At 30.9% G+C, this 25,731-nt stretch carries 23 protein-coding genes and 4 pseudogenes; 7 read left to right on the plus strand and 20 right to left on the minus strand.

Annotated elements, in window-relative coordinates:
* Nucleotides 1-13: 13 nt before the first annotated feature.
* The 7 genes and pseudogenes from NSS86_RS09865 to NSS86_RS09895 all read right to left on the minus strand — a co-directional run bounded on the left by NSS86_RS09865 (nucleotide 14) and on the right by NSS86_RS09895 (nucleotide 6,075).
* A pseudogene (locus NSS86_RS09865) lies at nucleotides 14-1,726 on the minus strand (lactose-specific PTS transporter subunit EIIC).
* A gap of 5 nt (nucleotides 1,727-1,731) precedes the next feature.
* A complete protein-coding gene (locus NSS86_RS09870; protein WP_001078309.1) occupies nucleotides 1,732-2,043 on the minus strand; it encodes a PTS lactose/cellobiose transporter subunit IIA in 312 nt (103 codons plus the stop codon).
* A gap of 21 nt (nucleotides 2,044-2,064) precedes the next feature.
* The gene (gene lacD / locus NSS86_RS09875) at nucleotides 2,065-3,045 is read right to left on the minus strand and encodes a tagatose-bisphosphate aldolase (protein ID WP_000047009.1); all 981 of its coding nucleotides are present in this window, start codon (nucleotides 3,043-3,045) and stop codon (nucleotides 2,065-2,067) included.
* 3 nt (nucleotides 3,046-3,048) lie between these two features.
* Complete coding sequence (lacC, locus tag NSS86_RS09880; RefSeq protein WP_000604134.1) at nucleotides 3,049-3,981, minus strand: tagatose-6-phosphate kinase; 933 nt, start codon at nucleotides 3,979-3,981, stop codon at nucleotides 3,049-3,051.
* 12 nt (nucleotides 3,982-3,993) lie between these two features.
* Complete coding sequence (gene lacB / locus NSS86_RS09885) at nucleotides 3,994-4,509, minus strand: galactose-6-phosphate isomerase subunit LacB (RefSeq protein WP_000684743.1); 516 nt, start codon at nucleotides 4,507-4,509, stop codon at nucleotides 3,994-3,996.
* A gap of 15 nt (nucleotides 4,510-4,524) precedes the next feature.
* Nucleotides 4,525-4,953, minus strand: coding sequence for a galactose-6-phosphate isomerase subunit LacA (gene lacA / locus NSS86_RS09890; protein ID WP_000974608.1), 429 nt, complete (start codon nucleotides 4,951-4,953; stop codon nucleotides 4,525-4,527).
* Nucleotides 4,954-5,319: 366 nt separating this feature from the next.
* Nucleotides 5,320-6,075 (minus strand): DeoR/GlpR family DNA-binding transcription regulator, encoded by a 756-nt coding sequence (locus NSS86_RS09895; protein ID WP_001032746.1) that lies wholly within the window; start codon nucleotides 6,073-6,075, stop codon nucleotides 5,320-5,322.
* 241 nt (nucleotides 6,076-6,316) lie between these two features.
* On the opposite strand from NSS86_RS09895, the gene NSS86_RS09900 reads away from it, so the two are divergent.
* Nucleotides 6,317-7,057 carry an NAD-dependent protein deacylase gene (locus NSS86_RS09900; RefSeq protein ID WP_001557494.1) on the plus strand — a complete coding sequence of 247 codons (741 nt, stop codon included), beginning with the start codon at nucleotides 6,317-6,319 and terminating at the stop codon, nucleotides 7,055-7,057.
* A gap of 36 nt (nucleotides 7,058-7,093) precedes the next feature.
* On the plus strand, nucleotides 7,094-7,255 hold the full coding sequence (locus NSS86_RS09905) for a hypothetical protein (protein ID WP_001791678.1): 162 nt from the start codon (nucleotides 7,094-7,096) through the stop codon (nucleotides 7,253-7,255).
* A gap of 86 nt (nucleotides 7,256-7,341) precedes the next feature.
* Here the strand turns inward: NSS86_RS09905 and NSS86_RS09910 are convergent, their stop codons facing one another.
* The 3 genes from NSS86_RS09910 to NSS86_RS09920 all read right to left on the minus strand — a co-directional run bounded on the left by NSS86_RS09910 (nucleotide 7,342) and on the right by NSS86_RS09920 (nucleotide 9,112).
* Complete coding sequence (locus NSS86_RS09910; protein ID WP_000875476.1) at nucleotides 7,342-7,545, minus strand: hypothetical protein; 204 nt, start codon at nucleotides 7,543-7,545, stop codon at nucleotides 7,342-7,344.
* 232 nt (nucleotides 7,546-7,777) lie between these two features.
* Complete coding sequence (locus tag NSS86_RS09915; protein ID WP_001015498.1) at nucleotides 7,778-8,626, minus strand: aldo/keto reductase; 849 nt, start codon at nucleotides 8,624-8,626, stop codon at nucleotides 7,778-7,780.
* A gap of 69 nt (nucleotides 8,627-8,695) precedes the next feature.
* The gene (locus NSS86_RS09920) at nucleotides 8,696-9,112 is read right to left on the minus strand and encodes a MerR family transcriptional regulator (protein ID WP_000850015.1); all 417 of its coding nucleotides are present in this window, start codon (nucleotides 9,110-9,112) and stop codon (nucleotides 8,696-8,698) included.
* 243 nt (nucleotides 9,113-9,355) lie between these two features.
* On the opposite strand from NSS86_RS09920, the gene NSS86_RS09925 reads away from it, so the two are divergent.
* Nucleotides 9,356-9,523: a hypothetical protein gene (locus tag NSS86_RS09925; RefSeq protein WP_072398278.1), complete on the plus strand. Its 168-nt coding sequence runs from the start codon at nucleotides 9,356-9,358 to the stop codon at nucleotides 9,521-9,523.
* Nucleotides 9,520-11,949: a polysaccharide lyase 8 family protein gene (locus NSS86_RS09930; protein ID WP_000222267.1), complete on the plus strand. Its 2,430-nt coding sequence runs from the start codon at nucleotides 9,520-9,522 to the stop codon at nucleotides 11,947-11,949. Before NSS86_RS09925 ends, NSS86_RS09930 begins: the two co-directional genes overlap by 4 nt.
* Before the next feature lie 59 nt (nucleotides 11,950-12,008).
* Here NSS86_RS09930 and NSS86_RS09935 read toward each other — a convergent pair whose 3' ends face one another.
* Nucleotides 12,009-12,863 carry a M23 family metallopeptidase gene (locus NSS86_RS09935; protein WP_001044441.1) on the minus strand — a complete coding sequence of 285 codons (855 nt, stop codon included), beginning with the start codon at nucleotides 12,861-12,863 and terminating at the stop codon, nucleotides 12,009-12,011.
* A gap of 210 nt (nucleotides 12,864-13,073) precedes the next feature.
* Entirely contained in the window at nucleotides 13,074-13,889 is an 816-nt protein-coding gene (locus NSS86_RS09940) for an HAD-IIB family hydrolase (RefSeq protein ID WP_000044362.1), read from the minus strand.
* Between the two features lie 294 nt (nucleotides 13,890-14,183).
* Here NSS86_RS09940 and NSS86_RS09945 point away from each other — a divergent pair, with 294 nt between their 5' ends.
* Nucleotides 14,184-14,609: an MAP domain-containing protein gene (locus tag NSS86_RS09945; RefSeq protein WP_000769705.1), complete on the plus strand. Its 426-nt coding sequence runs from the start codon at nucleotides 14,184-14,186 to the stop codon at nucleotides 14,607-14,609.
* Nucleotides 14,610-14,992: 383 nt separating this feature from the next.
* On the opposite strand, the gene budA is transcribed toward NSS86_RS09945, so the two are convergent.
* Together budA and alsS are read right to left on the minus strand one after the other, a co-directional pair.
* Complete coding sequence (gene budA / locus NSS86_RS09950; protein WP_000186134.1) at nucleotides 14,993-15,697, minus strand: acetolactate decarboxylase; 705 nt, start codon at nucleotides 15,695-15,697, stop codon at nucleotides 14,993-14,995.
* Between the two features lie 36 nt (nucleotides 15,698-15,733).
* The gene (alsS, locus tag NSS86_RS09955) at nucleotides 15,734-17,398 is read right to left on the minus strand and encodes an acetolactate synthase AlsS (RefSeq protein ID WP_000130149.1); all 1,665 of its coding nucleotides are present in this window, start codon (nucleotides 17,396-17,398) and stop codon (nucleotides 15,734-15,736) included.
* Nucleotides 17,399-17,630: 232 nt separating this feature from the next.
* On the opposite strand from alsS, the pseudogene NSS86_RS09960 reads away from it, so the two are divergent.
* A pseudogene (locus tag NSS86_RS09960) lies at nucleotides 17,631-17,920 on the plus strand (hypothetical protein).
* Here NSS86_RS09960 and NSS86_RS09965 read toward each other — a convergent pair.
* The 6 genes and pseudogenes from NSS86_RS09965 to NSS86_RS09990 form a co-directional block, all read right to left on the minus strand.
* Nucleotides 17,892-18,074 (minus strand): hypothetical protein, encoded by a 183-nt coding sequence (locus tag NSS86_RS09965; protein WP_000655241.1) that lies wholly within the window; start codon nucleotides 18,072-18,074, stop codon nucleotides 17,892-17,894. The pseudogene NSS86_RS09960 and the gene NSS86_RS09965 overlap by 29 nt on opposite strands.
* Nucleotides 18,075-18,647: 573 nt before the next feature.
* On the minus strand, nucleotides 18,648-19,664 hold the full coding sequence (locus NSS86_RS09970) for a retron St85 family RNA-directed DNA polymerase (RefSeq protein WP_000411031.1): 1,017 nt from the start codon (nucleotides 19,662-19,664) through the stop codon (nucleotides 18,648-18,650).
* Nucleotides 19,665-19,908: 244 nt separating this feature from the next.
* A complete protein-coding gene (locus NSS86_RS09975; RefSeq protein ID WP_000381244.1) occupies nucleotides 19,909-20,538 on the minus strand; it encodes a hypothetical protein in 630 nt (209 codons plus the stop codon).
* Between the two features lie 3 nt (nucleotides 20,539-20,541).
* A pseudogene (locus NSS86_RS09980) lies at nucleotides 20,542-21,186 on the minus strand (hypothetical protein); the annotation flags it as partial.
* A gap of 79 nt (nucleotides 21,187-21,265) precedes the next feature.
* The gene (locus NSS86_RS09985) at nucleotides 21,266-21,514 is read right to left on the minus strand and encodes an HNH endonuclease signature motif containing protein (RefSeq protein ID WP_001797059.1); all 249 of its coding nucleotides are present in this window, start codon (nucleotides 21,512-21,514) and stop codon (nucleotides 21,266-21,268) included.
* A 744-nt stretch (nucleotides 21,515-22,258) separates the two neighbouring features.
* Nucleotides 22,259-22,977 (minus strand): annotated as a pseudogene (locus NSS86_RS09990) (ATP-binding protein).
* 1,654 nt (nucleotides 22,978-24,631) lie between these two features.
* On the opposite strand from NSS86_RS09990, the gene NSS86_RS09995 reads away from it, so the two are divergent.
* On the plus strand, nucleotides 24,632-25,579 hold the full coding sequence (locus NSS86_RS09995) for a hypothetical protein (RefSeq protein ID WP_000748518.1): 948 nt from the start codon (nucleotides 24,632-24,634) through the stop codon (nucleotides 25,577-25,579).
* Nucleotides 25,580-25,731: the final 152 nt, after the last annotated feature.

Below are 25,731 nucleotides of genomic sequence, written 5' to 3' on the forward strand. Positions count from 1 at the left end.
AAAACTCCTATTCTTAATTTTCAAATTGTTGTTGAACGAAATCAAGGGCTGCTTGGCCGTCTCGTGTCAATTTGATATATTCAGCACCTTGAGTCTTCGCTAATTTAATACCTAATCTATCTGTATCTTACTTAATATCTTCATAGTTAGACGCAACTTGTGGCGCTAAAATGATTAATTGGTACTCTTTCATAATGTCCATATGTGCGCCGTATCCGCCAGCTGCTGCTTTCACTGGCACATGATATTCTTCAGCTGCTTTATTAAGTGCGTTGGCTAATAATCCACTTGTACCACCACCGGCACAAAGTACTAAGACATTTGTTTGTTCTGTGATATTTGAAGCTTTAGCTGCATCGTCTGATACACCACTTGCCGCTAAAATTGAATCAGCTTTTTTCGTATCAAAGTTTGCTGCAACTTTTTCTTTTAAATCTGAATTACTTTCTTTACGTCCTTCTTCTTCATCAAGAATTTCACTATCATAAACTTTTAGGAATGGGTAGTAAATAATAATATCTACAACAATCAAAGTAATAGCTAGTACGAATGACCATAAACCAAAACCTGTACCCATGATAATGCCCAATGGACCTGGTGTTGTCCAAGGTAAATTTACACTAAAACTATTCATTCCTAACACTTCAACGAAAAGTTTGAAAATCCATACGTTAACAATTGGTGCTAATACAAATGGAATAAAGAACACAGGATTCAATACTAGTGGTGCACCAAATAAAATTGGTTCGTTTACACCAAAGAATGTTGGTACAACTGATGCACGTCCAATCGCTTTGTTTCGTTTAGATTTCGTCATCCACATAAACATGAACGGGACGACCAATGTTGCACCCGTACCTCCAAAAGTAACGATAAACATTTGTGTACCTGATGTAATAATTTTATCTGCGTGTTCTCCAGCTTGAAGCAACTTGAAGTTCGCTTCGATATTCGCATATGTAATGGCTGCAATTGCTGGCTCTACTATTGATGGACCATGAATTCCTACAAACCAGAATAATGCAAAGGCACCAAAGATAATTGTGACACCAATCCATCCATCTGCTGCTGTAAATAATGGTTCGAATAATTTTAAAATACCTTCCGCTACATTTGATTTAAAGCTGTTGCGAATGACTAAATCTAATGCATAAAGAATGATGATTACCGCTGAAAATGGAATTAAGTCCTTAAATACTTGTGAAATATTCGGCGGTACTTCTTTCGGCATTTTAATTGTAATATTGCGCTTCACACAGAAGTTATAAACAATAACAGTTACAAATGCTGATAAAAATGCTGTTAATAAACCTTTAGTTCCCATAAATGCACTTAAGAATCCACCATCTTTGGCTGGATCAGAAGCTAAGAACAAGAATCCACACATCGCTGCTAGCATTGTAGAAATAAAGTTAATTTGATTTGTACTTTCTAGCTTACGGTTAAATGAATCTGTTAAAGATTTCGCTGTCGTTCCTGCTACTAAAAATGCTACAAGCCCCATCGTATAGTTATATGGTTTCATTAAAATGGCTTCCATGCCTTTATCCCATTTAAAACCAAATATATTTGGCACGTATGCAATTAATAGAAAGATACTTGAGAATAAGATGACAGGCATTGCAGAAATAAATCCATCACGGATGGCTCTTAAATATATGTTACGTGATAATTTCTCGAAAAATGGCTTCCCTTTTTCAATTTGTGCGATCAATTTTTGCATCATTGTCATCACCCTCTTTTATAAAATTCTAATAAATGCTTCATTAAATCTTTCAGTAAAATTGTTGTCATTAAATGATCTTGACCATGCATCATCGTTACACTGTATGCAATATCATCACCTTGCGCTTCTTTAGCTAACAGGCTTGTTTGTGCTCTATGCGCTTCAGCAATGCAATTGTTTCCTTCTTCAATCAATGCATCTGCTTTTGCAAAATCTCCAGCTTGAGCTGCTGTCAATGCTTCTAAAAACTTAGAACGTGCATCCCCTGCAAATGCAACAATTTCAAAACCTAATAATTGGACTTCTTCTCTATTCATAGCATTAATCCCCTTTTATACTTATTTTCTTTGTTTCCAAGATGTCGCAGTATCTTTTAATACTTTATTTAAGTCATCAATATTTTTGAAACCAGTTGTACGTAACCATTCACGAGCAGCATCTTCACCTTGTTCAATGTATACTTGAACAGCACCAGACCATGTAGCACGGCCACAAAGTACACCGTTGAATTTAGCACCAGCTTCGTGAGCAAATTTTAAAGTTTCTTGGAATAATTCCGCAGAAACACCAGCACTTAAGTAAATGTATGGTAAATGAGTTGCTGCATCTTGATCTTTAAAGTGTTGTGCCGCTTCCTCTTTTGTATAAACCACTTCACCTTCAGCAAAGCCTTCTACATACTTCATGTTTACTGGTACTTCAACTTTCAATACATCAACATTAAAGCGTGGTTCTGAGAATAATTTCATTGCTTCGTTAACCTTTCTAGGCTTAACTTTTGCGAATTCAACACTACCGTTATCAGGAATGTTGTCATCGTATGTTAATACTTCTAAGAAGAAAGGAATGTCTTCTGCAACACATTCTGAACCGATTCTTTCAATGTATGCTTTCTTTTGAATGTTAATTTCTTCAGCATCATCAACATCATAGTAAAGTAAGAATTTAACAGCATTTGCACCTTGTTCTTTTAAACGTTTTGCAGACCACTCTACTAAACAGTCAGGTAAACGACCTTTAGCATTTACGTCATAACCAGTTTTTTCATAAGCTAGCAATAATCCACAATCTTTGTTACGTGCATCAGATGCTGGTAAACCGTATTCTGGGTCTAATAAAATTGAAGACGCATATTGTGTTAATTCTTCCGCAACCAATACTTTTAATTGTTCAATTTGAGCGACAGTTGGCTCTTCCGTTTGATGTTTAGCCATCATTCGTTTTAAAGCACCACGTTGGTCAAATGCTAATGCAGAAATGATACCTTCGTTATTACTTAATTGTTCAATTGATGCGATTTTTTGATTAGATTTTGACATTATTTACACCTCTAAAACTTCAATTTGATTGAATAATTCATCATAATTATTTAAATTGACATATCCTGTTTGTGCTTCTTGCGCATTCAGCATGCCTAAAGTATTAGCTTTTTTTAGTAAATCGTGGTCGTTTTCATGATTGAGAATTGCTGAAGTAATTCCAGCAACTGTAGAATCACCTGAACCAACCGGATTTAATACGTTTATTGTCGGAATATTCACTCTATAGAATGTATGATTGTGCTTAGCGAATGCACCTTGTGCACCTAAAGACACAATAATCCACTCAATCCCTTCGAATAAGGGTTGTGACACTGCCTGTTTCAAACTTTCTAAACTTTCATCAAGTGGCTGGTTAAGCAATTGATATAGTTCAGAAATGTTTGGTTTAATGACTGTTGGTTTGTATGGATTTTCCAAAACTGTTTGCAAAGTTGCACCCGAGCAGTCCAATATCACAGGCACACCTTTGTTTTGGCATCGTTCAATAATTTGTGCATAATAATCTTGATTTAATCCTTTAGGTAAGCTACCTGAAATAGCAACTGCTTCAACTTTTTCTAATAATTGTTCAAAATGTTTAATAAATCCTGCAGCCTCTTGATTATCAATCTCCGGTCCCTGCTCTAAAATTTCTGTTTGTTGCCCTTCATGTAAAATTGCAATGCAGTTTCGTGTTTCACCCTTAATGTTATAAAATGCATGCTTGATGTCGGCATGATCTAATTTTTTAGCAATAAATTGACCTAATTCACCGCCAATAAAACCACTCGCAAGGACTGGCTCGCCTACTTGCGCAAGTACTCTTGTTACATTTAAACCTTTACCACCAGCTGTTTTACTTACTTCTTGAACACGATTAACATCATCTAATTTCAATGCTGTTAATGGATATGAAATATCAACGGATGGATTTAATGTTAAAGTTAAAATCATATGTGTCGTCCCTTAATCGTGGTATTCGCCTCTGTCCCATTTTTCTAAGAATTCATCAAAGAAATGTGGATCAGCTTGATCTGCATTGCTTGTTTCTAAATGTTTAATTTTAGCGATTAATTTTTTGTTCTCTTCAGTTGCTTTATATTCAGCGTTAATAAATGCATCGATAATATCGCACATTAATAACTCACCTATAATACGTCCACCAAAGCCAATAACGTTCGCATTTAATTCTTCTTTAGCATATAACGCTGATGTCATATCACGTACTAGTGCTGAACGAACGCCAGGTACTTTATTTACAGCATTGTTAATACCAACACCTGTTCCACAAATACAAACACCTAAGTCTGCATTACCGCTAACAACTTGTTCGCCAACTTTTTTACCAAAAATTGGATAATGTGTTCTTGTAAAATCGTATGTTCCTACGTCAATGACTTCATGTCCTTTTGATTTTAAAAATTCAGATACACGCATTTTTGTATCTGTAACAATATGGTCGCATCCTAATGCAATCTTCATAGTAATTTTTCCTCCTTAGCACATTTTATTAAGCATATCTACGCGGATTTGGTGTCTACCACCATCGTATTTACCTTCAACAAAACCTTTAACGACATTTTTCGCTAATGTGTCTCCAACAATTTCAGATCCCATAGTGATCATTCTTGAATTGTTATGGCCTCTAGTCATATATCCAGAGCGTTCATCTGATACTTCAGCAGCAATCATGCCTTTGATTTTTGTAGCAACCATAAAGCTACCTGCACCAAATGCATCGATAACAATACCTAAGTTACCTTCTTGACTTTGAACATCTTTTGCTACAGCCAAAGTTGCATCAACAAAGTCAACTTCCTGTCCTTCTGTTACGTCAACAACATCATATTTATTGTCTAATAAGTATGATTTGATGACTTCTTTTAATCGTTTGCCAGCTTCATCTGAACCAATAATAATCGCCATAATAAGACTCCTTTTTACTTTAATTTTGAAATACCTTTCTTAAAATATGACATATTTATTTGTAGCTTATGAAAATCTTGAGAAAAGGCTTTCAATTTGATTACGTTTAAATTATAAACATAAACAAACAATAAATCAACATAATATGTTTATAATCTGTTTGTTTATGACATATTTTCAAACAATAAGTGAACATTCCTATTGTGGTGTTGTTTTAATTAGGTATTCGTCTGAAATTGTAGTAAAACTTTGTCGATGTTCCCGTTTACATAAATTTGCAAAAAAATAACCCATAAATGAATGCAAATTCACATTCACTTATGAGCATATAGATACATATTTTAACAATGCAGTTATACTTTTAATTTAGTCGACTACTTCAATATATGTTTTAATCGTTTCTACTTTTTCTTCATCTTCATAGTCCATGACCACTGCAGTCAATTCGTTTAACTGACAAAATGATGTAAAATCTTCTTTGCCAACTTTCGTATGATCGATTAACAAGTATTTTTCAATTGAATTACTTAGTGCCAATTGTTGCGTATAGGCTTCATCTAATGTAGATGTCATCACAGCACCTTTATTTACTGCGTTACTACTAAAGAACATCTTGCTAAATCTTAGTTTTTCCAACATGGCATTCGCCATTTCACCTACAAATGCTTCTGTAATATGGCGCATTTCACCACCAATTAAATAGACACGAAAATGTGCTGTTTGTTTTTCTAACAAAATTTTATACACCGGCAAACAATTCGTAATAATTGTGAGCGTATGATGATTGACTTCTTCTGCTAATAGTTCCACTGTTGTTCCCGGTCCGAAAAACAAAGTATCCCCATCTTCAATTAATGATGCAGCTTTCCTAGCTATATATCTTTTTTCAGCAATTTGACGAGTATGTTTTTCTTTATGTGATATTTCTTTATACTGAAATGTTGAATTACTGCGTGCACCACCATGAATCTTCGTTAAAATGCCCTTATTTTCCAACTCAATTAAATCTCTTCGAACTGTCATATCAGACACATTTAAACCTTCGACGATTTCATTCGTTCTTATCGTGCCCTTTTTATTCACTAGTTTAGCAATTTCGTCCAAACGTTCATGTTTATTCAATGTAAAATTGCCTCCTTTATTTAGGCGATGGGTCATTATCCTTTATGTTTAGACATCAATTTTAATATACATGCTTATTCTATAATAAAAATTGCGTAAAAACTAATATAATTTAACTGTTCGATTATATGTATAATTCATTTTTAAAAAGAACTGTTTAAACTGCGCTTTTGATAATCGTAAAATGAATATACTATAATAAAAGCAAAAGACGTTATAAATCATTCATTATTTTGATGGGGTGTTTATTTTGAGAAATGATTTAGAGACATTAAAACATATTATAGATAGTTCGAATCGTATTACATTTTTCACAGGTGCTGGTGTATCTGTCGCAAGTGGCGTTCCAGATTTCCGTTCAATGGGTGGCTTATTTGATGAAATTTCAAAAGATGGACTTTCGCCAGAATACTTGTTAAGCCGTGATTATTTAGAAGATGATCCTGAAGGTTTTATCAATTTCTGCCATAAGCGTTTACTATTTGTCGATACGAAGCCTAATATCGTTCATGATTGGATTGCAAAATTAGAACGTAATCAACAATCTTTAGGTGTCATCACGCAAAATATCGATGGTTTGCACTCAGACGCTGGAAGTCAACATGTTGATGAATTACATGGCACGTTAAATCGTTTTTATTGTAATGCATGTCATAAATCTTATACGAAGTCAGATGTTATTGATAGAACTTTGAAACATTGTGATAATTGTGGTGGTGCCATTCGACCGGACATCGTATTATACGGTGAAATGTTAGATCAACCTACCATCATAAGGGCATTAAATAAAATTGAACATGCTGACACCCTTGTTGTACTAGGTTCATCACTCGTTGTACAACCTGCCGCAGGATTAATATCACATTTTAAAGGCGACAATTTAATTATTATCAATAAAGATCGAACACCTTATGATAGCGACGCTACTTTGGTCATACATGACGACATGGTTTCCGTTGTAAAATCATTAATGACAGAGTAATCAGTAGGTAAAAAGCATTTCCCGAGTAACAGGGAGATGCTTTTAATTTTGGAGTTGCGTTTTTGGAATTTGGAGTTTGGTTTTCGGAATTCGACATTTGGAATTCAGAATTATAATGAGTGGAAAATTTTAATTATTGCGTGTTTAATGACTTGGTTTTGTAGCGATTTTTATTTGATGAATTGTTTTTTTGTTTAATGTTGGGATGCTACTTTATAACATTTTCAATCGCTAAAGGCCCATTCGTAAAAAATTAACTGTAAATCTTATGCTTACAACTCATTTTATTGTTTATTTTTATTGCGATTTTTCTTACTAAAGATATTTGTTTCATCAATAGATTTTTTATTACTAAAATAGACTGTAAAAATAATCGCCATTCCTGCAAATATTGGTATTTTATGATATCCAAATGGTACAAAGTACATTGCCGTGAGCATGACGATGCCTGTAATTAAAGTAATAATGGCAAAATGTTTATATTTCATGTTATTATCCCCTATACAATTTATTCTACATTCATTATATACTTCATTTTATAAAATTATCAATACTATAATTATTATCTTAGGTAAGTTATTGCATAATACAAAAATTCATAATAACTTATTTGCTTGCTCCATTCACTTTTTAAGAGTAATAAAATAACCTGCAACATAGACTTTAACATCCAAGTTTCAGGTTAGCGTAATGTAAATTATTTACTTTGTTATATTATGATTAAACATCTAATTCTCTGCTTGTAAGTGCTTTAATCATCTCTGGATCAGCATGTGAGAAAAATTGGCTATTACTTTCTTCTAATGTCGCAATTTGTTGTTTATCTTCTTCTGTAAGTTCAAAATCAAATATATCTAAGTTTTGAGCCATACGTTCTGGATTCACTGATTTTGCGAGTACAACAATGTCACGTTCTACTAACCAGCGTAAAATAACTTGTGCAATTGATTTGTTGTATTTATCTGCAATGGCCTGCAACAATTGATTTTGGAATAATTGATTTTTAGCTTCTGCAAATGGTGCCCAAGCTTCTACCACAACATTTTCTTGTTGAAGTGCTGCAACTTGTTCTTCTTGTTGATGGAATGGATTAATTTCTATTTGGTTCACTTGTGGTTGAATTTGATTGTGAATACCTAAATCTACAATTCGATCAACGCCGAAGTTAGATACACCGATTGCTTTAATTTTACCATTTTCTTTTAACTCTTCTAATGCACGCCATGAGCCATATACGTCATTGTAAGGTTGGTGAATAAGCACTAGATCAAGATAGTCCAAATTTAATCGTTGTAATGATCGTTCGATTGATTTGATAGTATCTTCATAGTTAACATTTTCAATCCATACTTTAGTCGTAATGAATAGTTCACTTCTATCAATACCTGAAGCTTCAATACCTTGACCTACTTCAGTTTCATTTAAATAACTTTGTGCTGTATCAATATGTCTATAACCCGCTTTAATTGCTTCTTTAACCGCTTCTGCTGTTTGTTCTTGAGGAATTTGAAATACTCCGAAACCTAATACTGGTATCTTTACATCTTTACTTATTTCAATATGATTCATAAAATGAACCTCCTTTATCTTGTATGTCCACTATAAACCATGGAGCGAACTCTATAGCAAGCCAGAGGTTTACTTTCTCTCCCAAAGACGTTCAACATTGTCATCATGATTATCACTAGCATTGATTTTAGCAATATGATTATCATAATTATCAATTTTATATTTTAGTAAATCTCTCGCATCATGAATTGTCTTTAAGTTTTCATTTAATTCTTCGAGTTGCTTATTTAAAATTTGCTTTTGCTGTGTTTGAATATTTTTATTTTTAGGAAGCTGCGCTAATCTACAAAATTCGATAAGCGATTCAATACTGACGCCTGCATTTCGCAAATTTTTCACTAAATAAATCCAATTTAAATCACTATCATTATATATTCTATATCCATTTTCATCTCGATTAACGGGTGGAATCACACCAACCTTTTCATAATATCTTAAAGTGTCTTGAGATATATTCATGAGCGCTACGACTTCTTTAGTTTTCATTGCGACTATCCTTTCAGTTATATTTGGGCATCTAAAGTAATGTTGTTTTATATATTGCCATCTTTGTTTGAATACTTCTTATTTTATTACTCAAATTTAAATTTGTCTCTTTTTTAACATTTTACATTTCATCGTTTTTAATTACTTTAAAAATTGTATAACTTAAATATTTAAAATGATATAATCACTAAGATTGATAATATTTATTTTTTTAAAAATTATTTTTGTTGCAATTTTTGGGTGATACGGAAAATTTGGGTGATCGATCGTTTATATGCATCAACATTCTTTGTGGATTGTTTGACAGTAGACAGTCATTTGTATACGTTAACGAATTTTGAAAATTTGAATCATTATTTAATCATATTATTAATTGCGCACGCACAACATAAAAAGGAGACATGTCAATGACATATAGAATGAAGAAATGGCAAAAATTATCCACCATTACGTTATTAATGGCTGGTGTGATTACTTTGAATGGTGGTGAATTCAGAAGTATTGATAAACATCAAATCGCTGTGGCTGATACGAATGTTCAAACGCCAGATTATGAAAAGTTGAGGAACACATGGTTAGATGTTAACTACGGTTATGATAAGTATGATGAGAAGAATGACGCAATGAAGAAGAAGTTTGATGCTACGGAGAAAGAGGCAGAGAAATTACTCAGTAGCATGAAAACTGAAAGTGGAAGGACTTACTTGTGGGATAGTGCAAAAGATTTAGATAACAAGTCTGCGGATATGACTCGTACCTATCGTAATATTGAGAAAATCGCAGAAGCGATGAGGCATCCTAAAACCACTTTAAATACTGACGAAAATAAGAAGAAAGTGAAAGATGCCCTTGAGTGGCTGCATAAAAATGCATATGGAAAAGAACCAGATAATAAAGTAAAAGAATTGACTGAGAATTTTAAAATAACTGATTCATCAAAGAAAAAAGCTTTAAATTGGTGGGATTATGAAATTGGAACACCTAGATCATTAACAAATACGCTTATATTGCTGAATGATCAATTTTCAAATGAAGAAAAGAAAAAATTCACTGCCCCTATTAAAACTTTCGCCCCAAAAAGTGATGAAATATTATCTTCTGTAGGAAAAGCTGAACCTGCTAAAGGCGGAAATTTAGTAGACATTGCTAAAGTAAAACTTTTAGAAAGTATTATCGAAGAAGATAAAGATATGATGAAAAATTCAATAGATTCATTTAATAAAGTCTTCACTTACGTTCAAGATTCTGCCACTGATAAAGAACGTAATGGATTTTATAAAGATGGTTCATATATCGACCATAAAGATGTCCCATACACTGGTGCTTATGGCGTTGTACTCTTAGAGGGGATTTCTCAAATGATGCCGATGATAAAAGAAACACCTTTTAATGATAAAACCCAAAATAATACAACCTTAAAATCATGGATTGACGACGGATTTTTACCACTCATTTATAAAGGTGAAATGATGGATTTATCACGTGGTAGAGCCATTAGCCGTGAAAATGAAACGAGTCACTCAGCATCTGCAACTGTAATGAAATCATTGTTGAGATTAAGTGATGCCATGGATGATTCAACAAAAGCTAAGTATAAAAAAATTGTCAAAACTTCAGTTAAATCTGATTCAAGTTACGGCCAAAATGATACATTAAGCTCTTATTCGGATATAAGCAAAATGAAGTCTTTAATGGAAGACAGCACTATTTCTACTAACGGTTTAACACAACAACTTAAAATATATAATGACATGGATCGTGTCACCTATCACAATAAAGACTTAGACTTTGCATTTGGTTTAAGTATGACGTCGAAAAACGTCGCACGTTACGAAAGTATCAACGGAGAGAACTTAAAAGGTTGGCACACTGGTGCTGGAATGTCTTATTTATACAATAGCGATGTGAAACACTACCGTGATAACTTCTGGGCGACAGCTGATATGAAACGTTTAGCAGGTACAACAACTTTAGAAAATGAAGAACCTAAAGGTACGGATGTTAAAAAGTCGAGTAAAACTTTTGTAGGCGGAACAAAATTCGATGACCAACATGCTAGTATCGGAATGGATTTTGAAAATCAGGACAAAACTTTAACTGCCAAAAAATCATATTTCATATTAAACGATAAAATTGTCTTCTTAGGAACTGGCATTAAAAGTACTGATTCATCAAAGAATCCAGTTACAACGATTGAAAATCGCAAAGCGAATGGGTATACGTTATATACAGACGATAAACAAACAACCGCTTCCGATAATCAGGGAACCAATTCCGTCTTTTTAGAGTCAACCAATAAACCTAAAAACAATATAGGCTATCATTTTTTAAACGAATCGAAAATAACTGTAAAAAAAGAAAGTCATACTGGTAAGTGGAGTGATATAAATAAAAGTCAAAAGCAAGACAGTAAAACTAATCAATATTATGAAGTAACTCAAAAGCATTCTAATACAGATAGTAAATATGCATATGTGTTGTATCCAGGCTTATCTAAAGATGACTTTAATACAAAAAAAGATAAAGTAACTGTCGTTAAACAAGATGATGACTTCCACGTTGTGAAAGATAATGAATCGGTTTGGGCTGGTGTTAATTATAGTAATAGCACTCAAACTTTTGACATTAACAACACTAAAGTCGAAGTTAAAGCCAAAGGAATGTTTATTCTTAAAAACAAAGATGATAACACTTATGAATGTAGCTTCTATAATCCCGAATCTACAAATACCGCTTCAGATATTGAATCTAAAATTTCAATAACTGGATACTCTATTACAAACAAAAATACATCAACTTCTAATGAATCCGGCGTACACTTTGAATTAACTAAATAAGCAAGAAAATCTCGACACTATACCATTTTTATAGTGTCGAGATTTTATAAGTATCGCCATCATTCACCTTGTAATCCGCAGACCACATCCCCTTTGATAAGTTCTAGATTATTTAAAAATCGAATTTTCAAAGACGTACATGCTTCAATATTCTTATCATTCATTACTTGGAAATGTATATGAGGTTCAGTAGAATTGCCAGAATTCCCAACCTTCCCAAGGAAGTCACCATATTTAACATTTTGCCCCTCATTCACAATGATTGAATATTGTTGTAAATGAGCTATTAAGCTATACTCATTTTCTGCGTGCTTAATTACAATATAATTTCCTAAAAACTGTGATTCATTCGTACTTCCAATACTGTTGTCTTGAACCCCATTCACTACTTTTTCAACTGTACCATTTGCTGGCGCAATGATATCTTTTCCAAAACAAAAATAATCAGTATTTACTTTTCCTTGATTCTTATATGTTTTATGATTTTCTTTAATAACTAAATCAATAGCATACCTTTGATGTAGGTATAAATAGTGATAATTATATAATTCATTATCTCCACCCCAAAAAACCTCATAGCAATCTGTTGTCGGCACTGCGTATTTTAAAGTCGTTTCATTCTTAATCGCATCATAATTGATTAACGGACGCATAACAAATCCGATAATACTATTATCTTTCCAAGTCACTGCCACTCCAAATTGATTTGCTTTATCTATCCATATTTGCTCCATAGTATCATCATTTTGAGTACACACTTTTAACTCATGTACATCAGACTGCCTTGTATAAGATTTGAAAAGTTTCCTAAACTGCCAATAACTAAACTCTCGCTTCAAATTTTGATCAAAAATCTTATATATTTTCCTGCTCTTACTTTTATTTAAATAATCCCCAAAGTTTGTTTTATTCATATATACTTAACCTCTTATATTAATTTTGGTATCAATTCTTTCTCCAGTTCCTGCGTCATTTTTGCGCTACCTGAATCGTCTACACTTAATTGGACAAATCAACATATAAATAATTTTTTAAAACTAAAGTGTAGTCTATTCACCATATTTTCTAATCATCCCTTAAATATTAATATTTGCACTTAAAAAGTATACATATCACTCAACTAATCAATAATCATACTTACCTTCAACAAATTCTTTAACATGCAGTGTTATCCCTTGATAATATGGATATTTTGTTAATCTAAATTTCTGCTTTAATGCTTCATCTCTACTATTCGACATCAAATATGCATGTTCAAGATAGCTTAAATATGCTTCGTCATTGCCGCTATCTCCAAAACCTAATATTGATTTTACTGGTATATTGTATTTTTTCATCAGAAATTGAGTAGCATATAATTTTCCAGCATTTGACGGTGTGAAGTCAATATCATACGCATTTTCAGGATCACCAGCTAATGGATTGCTTCGACTAAATCTCGCTGTATAGTTTTGGTCATTTGCGTATCTGACAAGTGCTTCTAGGATACGACTATCATTGTTGTGATTACCTGTTGAATGAAAATAAAAATTATAATGTGTTTCATTACCTTCAAATGCTCTTTGTGGAATAAATTCGACATTATATTGCGCAGAAATATGACGTAATATATCTTCAATATCTTCAAATAAAAATGGTTCGCTCAAGACTTTCTTTTTATATGTTTCTGATTCAACATATTCGCCATTATTCCAAGTGAACATTTTAGAACTCAAATCAGAAAAGATATGTAATGGTTTAAACGTCATATTAACTTGATCCATTTTATCCATGACACTTTGAAATGTACTTCCTGTCAATACAGCAGTGATCACTTCATTATTATTAGTTAGTTTTTCCAACAATTTTTCCATTTCTCTTAAATGACTTAAATCTTCTTCATTTGTATTATGTTTAAAATATGTTTCATCAAAATCAAACAATAATAGACGCTTTGACATACTCATTCCCCCATAATATTCTAATGAATTTATCTATAACTTAAATACACTATAAGTCTCAATTAAAAGTATAAGATCGACTATATGCTTTTCATGCTTATTATATACAACTAATGAATCCCTATAAACTAAAAACATTGCTTACCACTTTTCAAAATACACGGGTCATATCCCTCGTTAAAAACTATTACTAAAAATCAAAAATATAAAAAAATCAAAAAGTATGTTTTAAACTTTATGAAACGTGTTATATAAATAGTGTAATATACCACAACTTTAAAAGGAGATTGAGATATGAAACTAAAATCATTTGTTACTGCCACTTTAGCATTGGGATTATTATCAACAGTAGGTGCAGCTTTACCGAGTCATGAAGCATCTGCAGATAGTAATAACGGTTATAAGGAATTGACAATGGATGGAAAACACACTGTGCCTTACACGATCTCAGTAGATGGTATTACTGCATTACATCGAACTTACTTTGTTTTTCCAGAAAATAAAAAGGTACTTTATCAAGAAATTGACAGTAAAGTAAAAAATGAATTAGCTTCACAACGTGGTGTTACAACAGAAAAAATTAATAATGCACAAACAGCAACGTATACACTTACTTTGAATGATGGTAATAAAAAAGTAGTGAATCTAAAGAAAAATGACGACGCTAAAAATTCAATTGATCCAAGTACAATCAAACAAATACAAATTGTAGTTAAATAATAATTTGAAAATGAAAATAGTTACACAGGGCAAACGCTGAAAAATTGCGTTTGTCTTTTTAGTATGAAATGAATGATCGAACTTATAATTTCTTATTGATTGCTTCTACTGACAATAGATTAGATCGGCCTATACTAAAGTAAATTCTATATTAATGTCTTCCGCAATTTATAATCTAACATAACAGCAAATCTCAAATATCTGGAACCTAATAAATCCCCTCACTACTGCTAATAGTGAAGGGATTTATTTTATTACTTAGACGTAATTATAAATATATTTGTTCTATTGTAGTCATGGTTAATCATATTTACAAACTATCATTTCTAAATCGCGCATTATGAAGTCAATTTTCATAAACCGTCATTATATTTCTGGATTCATTATTCAGCTTCTCTAATTTCGTCTGCAATATCTTTATAGTCAATATTTGCTTTAGTGAAATCTTTATCTTGAATTGGAAAATGCTGTTCAAATGTTTCTATATTTTGGATTTCTACTTTAACATCTTCTACTTCAAAATCTAAGACATGTCCACCAAAGTTACGATCATCATTCGCAAAGTGTACATGAAATCCTGCTGATCCGATACCATGGAATAATTCTGGTGTAAAGAAACCAACGACTGAACCTTTGACATACGTTTCAGTTTGTTCAGGTTGTCTTCTAGCTGAATCGATTAAACGTGTATAAGGTGGTTCTTGAGCCGGCATCATACGTACATGCATTTTTTTAAATAAGCCTGAAATTTTTACTGCTGAAAATAAATTTTCACTCAACATCTTTTCCTTAATTTCTGCAAAAACTGCTTCTGAAGATTTATCTTTCGTTTCATAGCTTGTATCTGCTACAAATTTAGTTACAGTTGCATATGGTGTTAACTCGTCACCTTTTAATTCTACAAATTCTTTATGTTCATTTGCATGGTAAGCTTTTCCATCTAAAAAGATTACCTCACCGTTTGAACCTGTTAGTGTAGCGATACCTAAGTCACCATGTTGCAATAATTCATTTATTGATGCAGTTCCTTTTAATAATCCTGCCATTAATGTGCCTAATGTACCATGTTGGTATAAAACATTAGTCATAAAATCTCCCACTCCTCTTTAACATTTATATTTATTTTAGTTAAATACGTCAGGTAACATATTTGTTGAAAGTTTGATATTATCTTTGTAATTTACAGGTATATCAATTAATACTGGACCATCTGTTTCATAGCCCTCTTTAATTGCCGCTTCTAATTCTTCTTGATTAGTAACTCGTAAACCTTTCGCGCCAAATGATTCTGCATATTTTACAAAATCTACAGGACCGAAGTCTACACCTGACGAACGTTTATATTTCATTTCTTCTTGGAATTCAACCATGTTATATTTTCCATCATTCCAAATAAGCTGGATGATATTTAAATTTTTACGTACGGCCGTTTCTAAATCTTGTGATGAAAATAAAAAGCCACCATCGCCAGCAACGGACACAACTTGCGTATTAGGGCGCACAAGTGCAGCTGAAATTGCCCACGGTAATGCTACACCAAGCGTTTGCATACCATTGCTAAATAATAAATGTCTTGGATTGTAACTTCTGAAATTACGTGCCATCCAAATATAGTGACTTCCAACATCAACTGTTACAGTAGTATCATCAGTTAATACCTTTTGCATAGATTCAATAATTTCCACTGGATGTAGAATTCCTTCTTCATGCGTCGCTTTAATACCAGTTTCTTCATCAATATGTGTTCTTAATTGTTCTAATTCGTCTAAATGTTGTTGATTTATAAATGGCTCATCCACTTTTTCAGAAATCATTTCAATCGTTTTAGCAATATTACCAATCAACTCTTTTTTCGGTTGCATATAATTAGTAATTTCAGCTTGAACTTCGTCAATATTGATAATTTGTGTTTCTAATTCTTTATTCCAGTTACTAGCTTCGTATTCAATTGGATCATAACCGATTGTAACAACTAAATCACTTTTACGTAATAATTCATCACCAACTTGATTGCGGAATAAGCCCACACGACCGAAGAAATGATTTTCTAATTCACGACTAATTACACCTGCACCTTGGAATGTTTCTACAACTGGTAAATTCGTGCGCTCAACTAATTTGCGAATGGCATTTGTTTCTTCTGCACTTGAACTTCTCATACCAGCTAATAAAACAGGAAATGATGCATTTTTAATCGCTTCAATGACATCATTAATATCTTGTTCACTCGGTACTCCTAAATTTGGTTTTTGGCAAAGTGATATAGCTTTAGATTCAACTGGTGAAGAAATAACGTCTTGCGGAATACTAATAAAACTTGCGCCATTTTTTCCTGAAGTAGCAATTCGAATTGCATTTGTCATAACTTCTGATAATGATTCAGGATCTTGTACTTCTTCACTGTATTTTGATGAATATTTTAATAGCGCAGCATTATCAATACTTTGATGCGTTAATCGTAATAAATCATTACGTTTCACTTGGCCACCTAACGCTAATACAGGATCCCCTTCAGATGTAGCTGTTAATAGTCCAGTCGTTAAATTACTTACACCAGGGCCACTTGTAACAAGTACTACACCCGGTTTACCTGTTAATCTTCCAATACCTTGTGCCATCATTGCAGCATTTTGTTCATGACGAGTGACAATAAGTTCAGGACCATCATCAATTAAAGCATTAAATAGATAGTCTATCTTTGCACCCGGAATACCAAAAACATATTCTACCCCATTATTTTTCAAAGTATCAATAACCATATCGGCTGCAGTGTACTTTTTATCAGTCATTTATATTCATTTCCTTCCAATTGTGATGTATAGATGTGTATTACATGTAATTACATTGTGATTTGTAATCTAATGATAGTTACGCAAAATTAATGATGTTTATCAAAATTTTACATGTACGATTAGATTTGTAATACATAAAAATTGCCTTCATTACATTATATAACCTTTGTTAGATGAATAAAAATCGTTATTTGTAATACTAAGTATTCCAAAAATGCATGAGTAGATTTTGTGCGTTGTGATTATGAGGGATGTTGGATTGATTGATGTATAGGATTGTTACGATATTTTGGGATGAGGTGTTTAGTCAATGGCGGTTTGAAATTGTCGTTTTATGGTGGGCTGAAAATGCTGTTTTATGTCGGGCTTGAATTTGTCGTTTTATGGAGATATAAAAATGCTGTTTTATGGCGGTTTCAAAATGGTGTTTCGATTAATAAGCCACAGCAAGACTTAGATCTAACTATGACTTATACATTTCACACTTATATTAGCGATTATTTTTATAGTTATAAATGATAGATGCAGTTCCTAAACAAATTAAGAAGATAATCATTAAGTATATAGAAAAGTTATCTGTTTTAATATAAAACCTAAAAAGTAGAAACACCAGCATCGCAACAATAAAATAAACAGGAATAAAAGCTTTCTTCCAAAATATAGAATCTTTCAATTAGGTCACTCCTTATTTTGATAATACTCTTTAATTAAGGCTCTTGAGTTATCGTCCGGTCGTTCTTTCCCTTGAACCACTATGATTAGAACACAATCGTCTGGTTATCGTCCACCCTCCGCAAGCTAAATGACAATTTAATAATGTACACTTTTGATTGTGTAAACATGTACAAATTATACGTGTAAATCAATAATCCATAGTTGAATTAATTCTATTCCTAAGACATTAAATAAAGGAAAGTCCATTTATACTCTACACATTTCATATTCCCCACACAAACGCAAAAAAACACCTCGACATAACATCGAGGTGTTTTGTATATATCGTCCGACAATTAACGTTTTAAGAAATGAGGTGAACGACGAGCTGCTTTAAGACCTGGTTTACTTTAGGATTTCGTATAGTTGCATATACTGTCTTAAGGCATGATATTAAAGGATTTCTAATTTTTTTGATAGTATTGGGTTTCCTCTAATTTAACCTAGGGGTATTAAAATATAATAAAAATCTGCTGGCTGGTGGTAAATTTCAAAAGAAATATTAACTAAAATATATTAATTATTAAGCGGTTTAATTTATCCAATGTAGTTCTATATCATCAAAGTCAATATTATCTCTGTACATGTTAGACGATTCTATATTACCTAGTACTTCATTAAATTTCTTTTGTAAACTAACGCCTTTCTTGAAATCAATCATTTTAATAAAACTGATTTTTCCATATATACTCATAATAAATTGCTGCTCATAATCCAATGAATAATTATTTCGAATTAAGTGTTCTTCTAATCCAAACTTATTTACAAAATAAATTTGCTTCCTGACCTCTCTTATTAAAGTTTTAGGAACCGATATTTTTTCATTAACTATAATACCAGTAACTTTTTTTCTGTCTCCTGGTTTAAACATAATTGTCTTACTTTCATTAATTCTAAAATTATATTGGTTTACTATTTCCCTGATAATTTCTTTACTAAAACTTACTTTATTAGATCCAGAAATAGTAATATCATCAGCATATCGAGTATATCTCAAATTATTTTTTTGACAATAAGAGAAGATTCTTTTATCTATATTGTAAAAGATGATATTAGCTATATATGGACTGGTTGGTGCACCTTGAGGCAACTGATTATTCACTGTACACAAATTTGCGAGTGCTGTCGCAAGTTCAAATTTATAGCCCATCTCAGAAAATATTTTTCTAACCTGCTTAAATGTGATACTCGGAAAAAAGTTTTCTATATCCATTTTCAATATATATTTCTGCCCAACGTGTGGGATTGCATTGTTCACTATTGATTTCCTAGGAACAAAACCAGTTGCACATTTATGAACTTGCCTTCTGTACAATACATTATCTAAAATCCACCTTTGGATATTTTTGAGAGCCATATTAGGAATCATCAATTCTCTATATTCATCTTTTTTTCGTTTAGGTATTTTGATAACATTATAAAAATGGTCATTCACATAAAGACATTTATAAAAATAGTCTGATTTAATACCAATCATATTTCTTAATTCTTCCAAAGAATTAATTGCAAGATATGTCTTATTAACTATTTCATTCTCAATTTTCTCCATTTAATTCTCCATTTTTTATCTAAATGAGCAACTCTTGCTAAACCATCTTCTTTTAATTATTACATTATTTAGTCGTTAGGGGCCCCCCTAACTATTAAATAATATAAATAATTATCTCAAAAAATGACCTCTTAAATTAAAATAATTATTTATAGTAAAATTTTCGAAGAAAAATTTACTGTAATCAATTGTATACCTTAATTCTTAGATAAGACGACTCGCTTATCAGACACTCTTGCTCATTTTATTTATTACCATCAAAATTTTTCTGCTGATGTAATCCGTTACTCTTAAATTCATAAAGTATATTACTTAAAGTTATTTTTTCTAATCCATATTTTTTTAGTAATTCTATTCCTGCATAAGTAATAATATAAAAATCTGTTTGTTTAATTAGAAATTTTTGAGAAAGACATTCTTGCAATATATTGTCATTATATAATAATATCCTATTAATCTCAATTTCTAAAAATTTCGATTTCATATCAGCATGATTTTTAACATACATTATTGCTATAATTTTATCTACCAAAATTTTAGGAACTTTTTTATATGCCAGAAACCATCTAATAATATGAACCTTTTCTTTCCATTTATTACTAAAATCATTTTTAGCTTTTCTTTTAAATAAAGGTTTCCACTGATCATTCTCATGCCAAAAAAGGCTCAGTGTATTATTTGGAGTATTTCTAAAATTTGATACTAATGCTTGAGTATTTTTATAGCCTAAGTTGTAGTACTTACCTGGATTTACAATATCCTTTTCAAATTCATAAAATTTTTTCTCTAGCTCTTTATTATTTATAAAATATTTCTCTGTTTTTTGTACAAAAGCTATTTTTATCTCAATACCGTTTTTTATTGAAGTATCCATTATTTTTTTTTCTGCATCTTCGGTTATATGTATGCAAAATATAATAATCTCTATTTTTAATGTTAGTATATACTTTTTTATTGCATCAATAAAGTCGCTGATTGATTTTCCTGTCCCTGAAAAATCATCTATCAAAATTAAATAACTTTTTTCGCCTAAAACATTTCTAAAATACTCGTCTAAATACTTTTCATATCCATCTCCATATATTTCCTTGTTTTTTGCAAAATAATATTCCACTGCTTTAGAAAAATTAGATGATAGATTATTTGGTATATTGTTTGCAGTTAAAAATAATGAAGTTAAGATACTTGAACTATTAGTTTTTTCTGCATCTTTATTTAATATATTTGTAAAGTGACAATCATTGATTTGATTTCTGTGCTCTTTTATATGTTCTATAAGATCTTGACAAAACTTTATTAAATATTTCTTCGTATTTTCTTGATCATAATAATAATATTCATCTTTAATAATTTTTATAATCTCTTGCTTTATTACATTATTACTATTCAAAAAACTTTGACTTAGAAATTTTCCGAATTTATTTCTAAAATTTTTTATATACTCATCATTAGATGATTTATTTATTTTATTTCTTTTATTAAACTTAATAACCGCTTGATTAAATTCTACATTTTGTTTCAAATACTCACCACACAGTGTATTATATTAAGAACAGCATGACAAAATAATTTTTCGAATATAATATATAATTAATTTATTACTAGTAATTGGATTTTAGACTATTATGATGTTTATAAAGCATCTGTAAGTTTCCACGCTCTGTTTTTCCACCTTTACTCCATGGTATAATATGATCTCCTACCATATCTTTATAATTCCATATATGTGTTTGGTGATCATATTGTAAATCTGTATTACAAATAGGACAATTTGAAGCTTCACTTTTTCGAGCATTATTAGTTTGCTCTTGATATTTAGACTTTTTATTCGCTTCAGTGAAAGCTCTAATTGATAGTTATTTTATAAATTCTAATTTTTCTCCGCTTAATAAATACTCAAAAATTCCTAGCTTCCTTGAAACATCACTATCTTCATATAAACTTAAAAGTTTATATTCTAATACTGAAGGATTTTAAGAGTTGTTATGATATGTTTCATATAAACTTCTCTATTCTAATCCCCGCATTTCTTTTTCTACATTAATAAAAATGCTCGATATCCAATCTATAACTGAGTTAAAGTATGTTTTTAAATCATTTATATCATTATGATGTCTTGACATGTATCCATTAATATCACCTTTACTTCCCCCATTTAGAGCTTCTTCTAATATTTCTTATCTATTTGGAATTCCTTTAATATAACTTTGCCATTTTTTGCTGATTAGCATTCATAGAATTAGAAAATTCATACTTTGCTTTTGTTATAAATGGACCTGACTAGATTGCATTTCTAAGTTCTTGTTGATTTAATGGATTTGTTTTGTATTAGCCATTAGCTTTCTCCTCTTATAAATATCTTCACTTTTTATATTTATACTTTTCTTCAAGTATATCATTTTTTCTTCACGATAAATGTTCTAATATTTGTTTTTTTGCAATCAAAACTATACTCCTCATGATAAAATGCCACCTAAAATGGATGGACAAATTAATTATATCGGTTGTCTGTGAATCGTCTACATTTAGTTGGATGTAAATGTCAATATTAAAATCTACATAAATGATTGTATAGAAATGTACAAAATTGTTTGCTAAGTAATTTTCTTTTTAGGTGAATGATTTTTTAATCTATACGATTTTCCTGTGATTTTTACTACACTTGAATGATGCAATATCCTATCCAAAATCGCATTTGCGATTTTGGGATCATCAAATATTTCATTTTATAAGTTGAAATTGATATTTGTGGTAAATATTGTGCTTTTCTTCTCATACCTTAAATCTATTAATTTGGAAGAATATTTTGGCAGCTTCACTTCCAATAGGTAAGTACCCAATCTCATCAATGATTAATAACTTATACTTGCTATAGTGCTTCAATCTATTTTCTAAGCTGTTCTCAAGTTTTGCTTTTCTTAAATTCTCTTTCAAATGATGACACTTAATAAAGTAAGTACTTATTCTATTTTTACTAACGACATTTGAGTCTAAAAAGACTATGTTTTCATATTTTCCTATAAAACGTAAATCCGTAAAATCCAAAACATCTTGTTGATTGATGCTCGGTTGAAAATTAAAGTCAAAGGCTGATATTTCTTTTTAAACGGTAACGCCATAACCTTTACCATCGATTCAATCAAATTTTTCTCCTTAATTTTGATTTTGTAATCGCTTAATTTAATTAATGTGTCTATGAATGACAGGTTGTGTTTATAAAATCGATAACATCATCAAGATGGTTAATCATCTGATTCATTTTCAAATATTCTAAATTTGCTTTTAAGCGCTTATAATTCGTTGAATTATTCATCATAAAACTATCCAATCGCATTTAAATTATCTATCGTAATCTGATTAATATCATCCTTTTCTCTATTCCCAAAAGAGGATGGCAGTGATTCTAAATAATGTTCTTTTTGATAATTTAATTTACGTTGTGTGATGAGATGTTCACAAATCAATTTAGTCTTATATTAAACGTGTTGTTTTTGATCATAAACTTGAACTTCAACTGTTTTCCCACAATATTCAGCTGATGCTGAATATTGATTGGACTTATATGTAATCATATTAGAGCGGTTGACTTTCAAATATTTATGTTTCACTTTATATGAGTTTCTTACATTCACATTCGGTAGTGATTGTAAGAACTTTTTCTTTTTCTAAGGCAATAATAGGCATTTTACCTGTACTCACATGAACTGAGTAGTTCAGTCGCTCTTTAAGATTAGAAATAAACTTAGGAACCTCTTCTAAATATAATACTATCAGTTACAAGTACATCAGGCACATCTCACATTAGCTCAAACGCTTGTGTAAATAAATTAAATAAAACATCACTCGATTTATTCATTGTCACTTTCATGATTACAAAACGGGAGTAAGAAAGTAGTAACACGCCTATATTTAGTGAAACTATTTGATTATCATTCGTTTTAAAGTTAATGCCTTCTTTCCAGTCAAACTGTGCTTGATGACCGGTTTTTGTCTCGATTCTCGTTGTACCTTTAGGCGACATCTGTTGATAACCTTTCATAAAATAACGATTAAATACAACATGCTTAAGGACATAAGCTCTAAATGCAGAATAGACACAGGTTAATCTAAGTTTAACCTTCAAATATTGTCAAAATACACCATTATAGTAGAACTATTATTCACTAGTGTGAAAGTAACTTTTGGATGATTGGATAATACTTGTCAATAATAGACTGACGGTTCCTCTTCTTGGTCGGCTCAAAACCATTTAATTATTTATCAACTGTTCTTCTATCATCCCCCATATGTCTTGCTATTTCACTTTTGTTTATTTCATGATTAAGTTCTGCTTAACAATTTTTAATTTTGGTAAATCTGTAAGAGTAATAACTTAAAAATCCATATTTATGTCTAAAGATAATTTCATTGTTGTTCGCCTCAATAAAATTATCTCTAGGTTTTTAAAAATTTTACATGTTTAAACAATCATAAGTGTACATTATTAAATTATAATTTCCAGTGAAAAATAAACATGTATTGCAACCACTAAAAAAATGTGAGTATCAAAGATGGATAGATATTGGTATTCAAACTATAAATAAACTTTTACAATGGAAAGAAGAACAAAATCTACAAAATGAAGAATATGGATTTTCAGTCTCTAGTGATAAAGAGCAACATATCTTTTCAACATACCATACATAGTAGACTAAATGAAGTACATGCGTGTATCGATGCCTAATGACGAATTAGAGGTATTCTTTAAATGATATTCAAATCTTCATAAGATACACGTTCATAGCTTCAGGCATACTCGTGCTTCACTATTATTCGAATCAGGTGCAACAACTTAAAGAAGTAAAACTAGATTAGGTCATAGTGATATAAAGACGACTATGGACATTTATAAACACATTACAAAATCATCTAGAGAAAAATTGGCAGATGAATTTCAAAAACATATTAATTTTTAGGAGGATTTTATAATGAAAAAGAGTATTTATATCTTACCATTAGCTTATATAGTTATTGAGTCACCTTTACAAATTGGCAATGTTATCTTAACCCCATCTTTAAAAGTAATTGAATCAGGTCATTTTCATACAGACTTTTCACTAATATCAATGTTTAACAAAAAAGAGTTTTTATCTATTTTATCTACTTCGCAATTAAAAGAAGATGCACTAGTTATTTTTAAGGACGATTTCTTTGAACCTACCACGGTAGACCAAAATTATTATTTTATTAATAAGTTAAGTCAAAAAGCCGACAGAACTCTAGATATTATAAGAATAAACGAAAATAATTTTGGTGTTCCTGAACAATTACCAGGTATACCAGGTATTACCTCAAATGGTTGGCAAGTAGCTGAACAATTGACTGACCACAAACTTAGAACAATTAATGGAAAAGTCATGTTTATGATTCGAGAAGGAATAGGATTATATCCAATTGACTTATCTTCTAATATTTATGAAGATAAATTATATAATTGTCTTTATGTTACTTCAAATGAAATTAATTTACTTTTCAGAGAAGCTATCCACAGAGTTTCTGAATCAATGTACATGAATAATTTAAATACATCATTTGTTTATCTTTTAAGTACATTAGAAATGCTATCAAGTCGTGAATATTTAAACTTTAAAAAAACTAAATCTAAAATCCTTCCTTTTATTTCTTATTCTAAATATCAGTATCATAAGTGCAGTGAGTATCTAAGAAATATTAGTGAAAATCTAAGAACTGAAATTATTCACAATGGTAAAAGTATATTTGATTTATATGATAATTATGAGGATGTGTACAAGCTATTAAATTGGATTAAATTAATAATTATTGAATATATAAGTAACATAGTTAAAAAGAATATACAAACTTTTGATGACCTCGAAAAAGAAAGGAAAAAAATTATTAATTCTCTTGGAATTTAGGTTCAAAACTTTACGCTCCAAAAAATAAAAAGGAAGTTAAGCAATGTTTAGTTGCCTAACTTCCGATATTGAATGCATCAGTCCAATTTGATATAGAGCCAAATAATTTTAAAACACACAAACGCAAAAAAACACCTCGACATAATATCGAG

The organism is Staphylococcus sp. FSL W8-0056, from assembly GCF_037963075.1.
Lineage (GTDB): Bacteria > Bacillota > Bacilli > Staphylococcales > Staphylococcaceae > Staphylococcus > Staphylococcus aureus.

Excerpts from the sequence above, each read along its gene's own strand:
- NSS86_RS09870 (WP_001078309.1), bottom strand. The coding sequence starts at position 2,043 with ATGAATAGAGAAGAAGTCCAATTATTAGGTTTTGAAATTGTTGCATTT.
- lacD (WP_000047009.1), bottom strand. The coding sequence starts at position 3,045 with ATGTCAAAATCTAATCAAAAAATCGCATCAATTGAACAATTAAGTAAT.
- lacC (WP_000604134.1), bottom strand. The coding sequence starts at position 3,981 with ATGATTTTAACTTTAACATTAAATCCATCCGTTGATATTTCATATCCA.
- lacB (WP_000684743.1), bottom strand. The coding sequence starts at position 4,509 with ATGAAGATTGCATTAGGATGCGACCATATTGTTACAGATACAAAAATG.
- lacA (WP_000974608.1), bottom strand. The coding sequence starts at position 4,953 with ATGGCGATTATTATTGGTTCAGATGAAGCTGGCAAACGATTAAAAGAA.
- NSS86_RS09905 (WP_001791678.1), top strand. The coding sequence starts at position 7,094 with ATGCTTTTAATTTTGGAGTTGCGTTTTTGGAATTTGGAGTTTGGTTTT.
- NSS86_RS09910 (WP_000875476.1), bottom strand. The coding sequence starts at position 7,545 with ATGAAATATAAACATTTTGCCATTATTACTTTAATTACAGGCATCGTC.
- NSS86_RS09915 (WP_001015498.1), bottom strand. The coding sequence starts at position 8,626 with ATGAATCATATTGAAATAAGTAAAGATGTAAAGATACCAGTATTAGGT.
- NSS86_RS09920 (WP_000850015.1), bottom strand. The coding sequence starts at position 9,112 with ATGAAAACTAAAGAAGTCGTAGCGCTCATGAATATATCTCAAGACACT.
- NSS86_RS09930 (WP_000222267.1), top strand. The coding sequence starts at position 9,520 with ATGACATATAGAATGAAGAAATGGCAAAAATTATCCACCATTACGTTA.
- NSS86_RS09935 (WP_001044441.1), bottom strand. The coding sequence starts at position 12,863 with ATGAATAAAACAAACTTTGGGGATTATTTAAATAAAAGTAAGAGCAGG.
- NSS86_RS09940 (WP_000044362.1), bottom strand. The coding sequence starts at position 13,889 with ATGTCAAAGCGTCTATTATTGTTTGATTTTGATGAAACATATTTTAAA.
- NSS86_RS09945 (WP_000769705.1), top strand. The coding sequence starts at position 14,184 with ATGAAACTAAAATCATTTGTTACTGCCACTTTAGCATTGGGATTATTA.
- budA (WP_000186134.1), bottom strand. The coding sequence starts at position 15,697 with ATGACTAATGTTTTATACCAACATGGTACATTAGGCACATTAATGGCA.
- alsS (WP_000130149.1), bottom strand. The coding sequence starts at position 17,398 with ATGACTGATAAAAAGTACACTGCAGCCGATATGGTTATTGATACTTTG.
- NSS86_RS09970 (WP_000411031.1), bottom strand. The coding sequence starts at position 19,664 with ATGGAGAAAATTGAGAATGAAATAGTTAATAAGACATATCTTGCAATT.
- NSS86_RS09975 (WP_000381244.1), bottom strand. The coding sequence starts at position 20,538 with ATGGATACTTCAATAAAAAACGGTATTGAGATAAAAATAGCTTTTGTA.
- NSS86_RS09995 (WP_000748518.1), top strand. The coding sequence starts at position 24,632 with ATGAAAAAGAGTATTTATATCTTACCATTAGCTTATATAGTTATTGAG.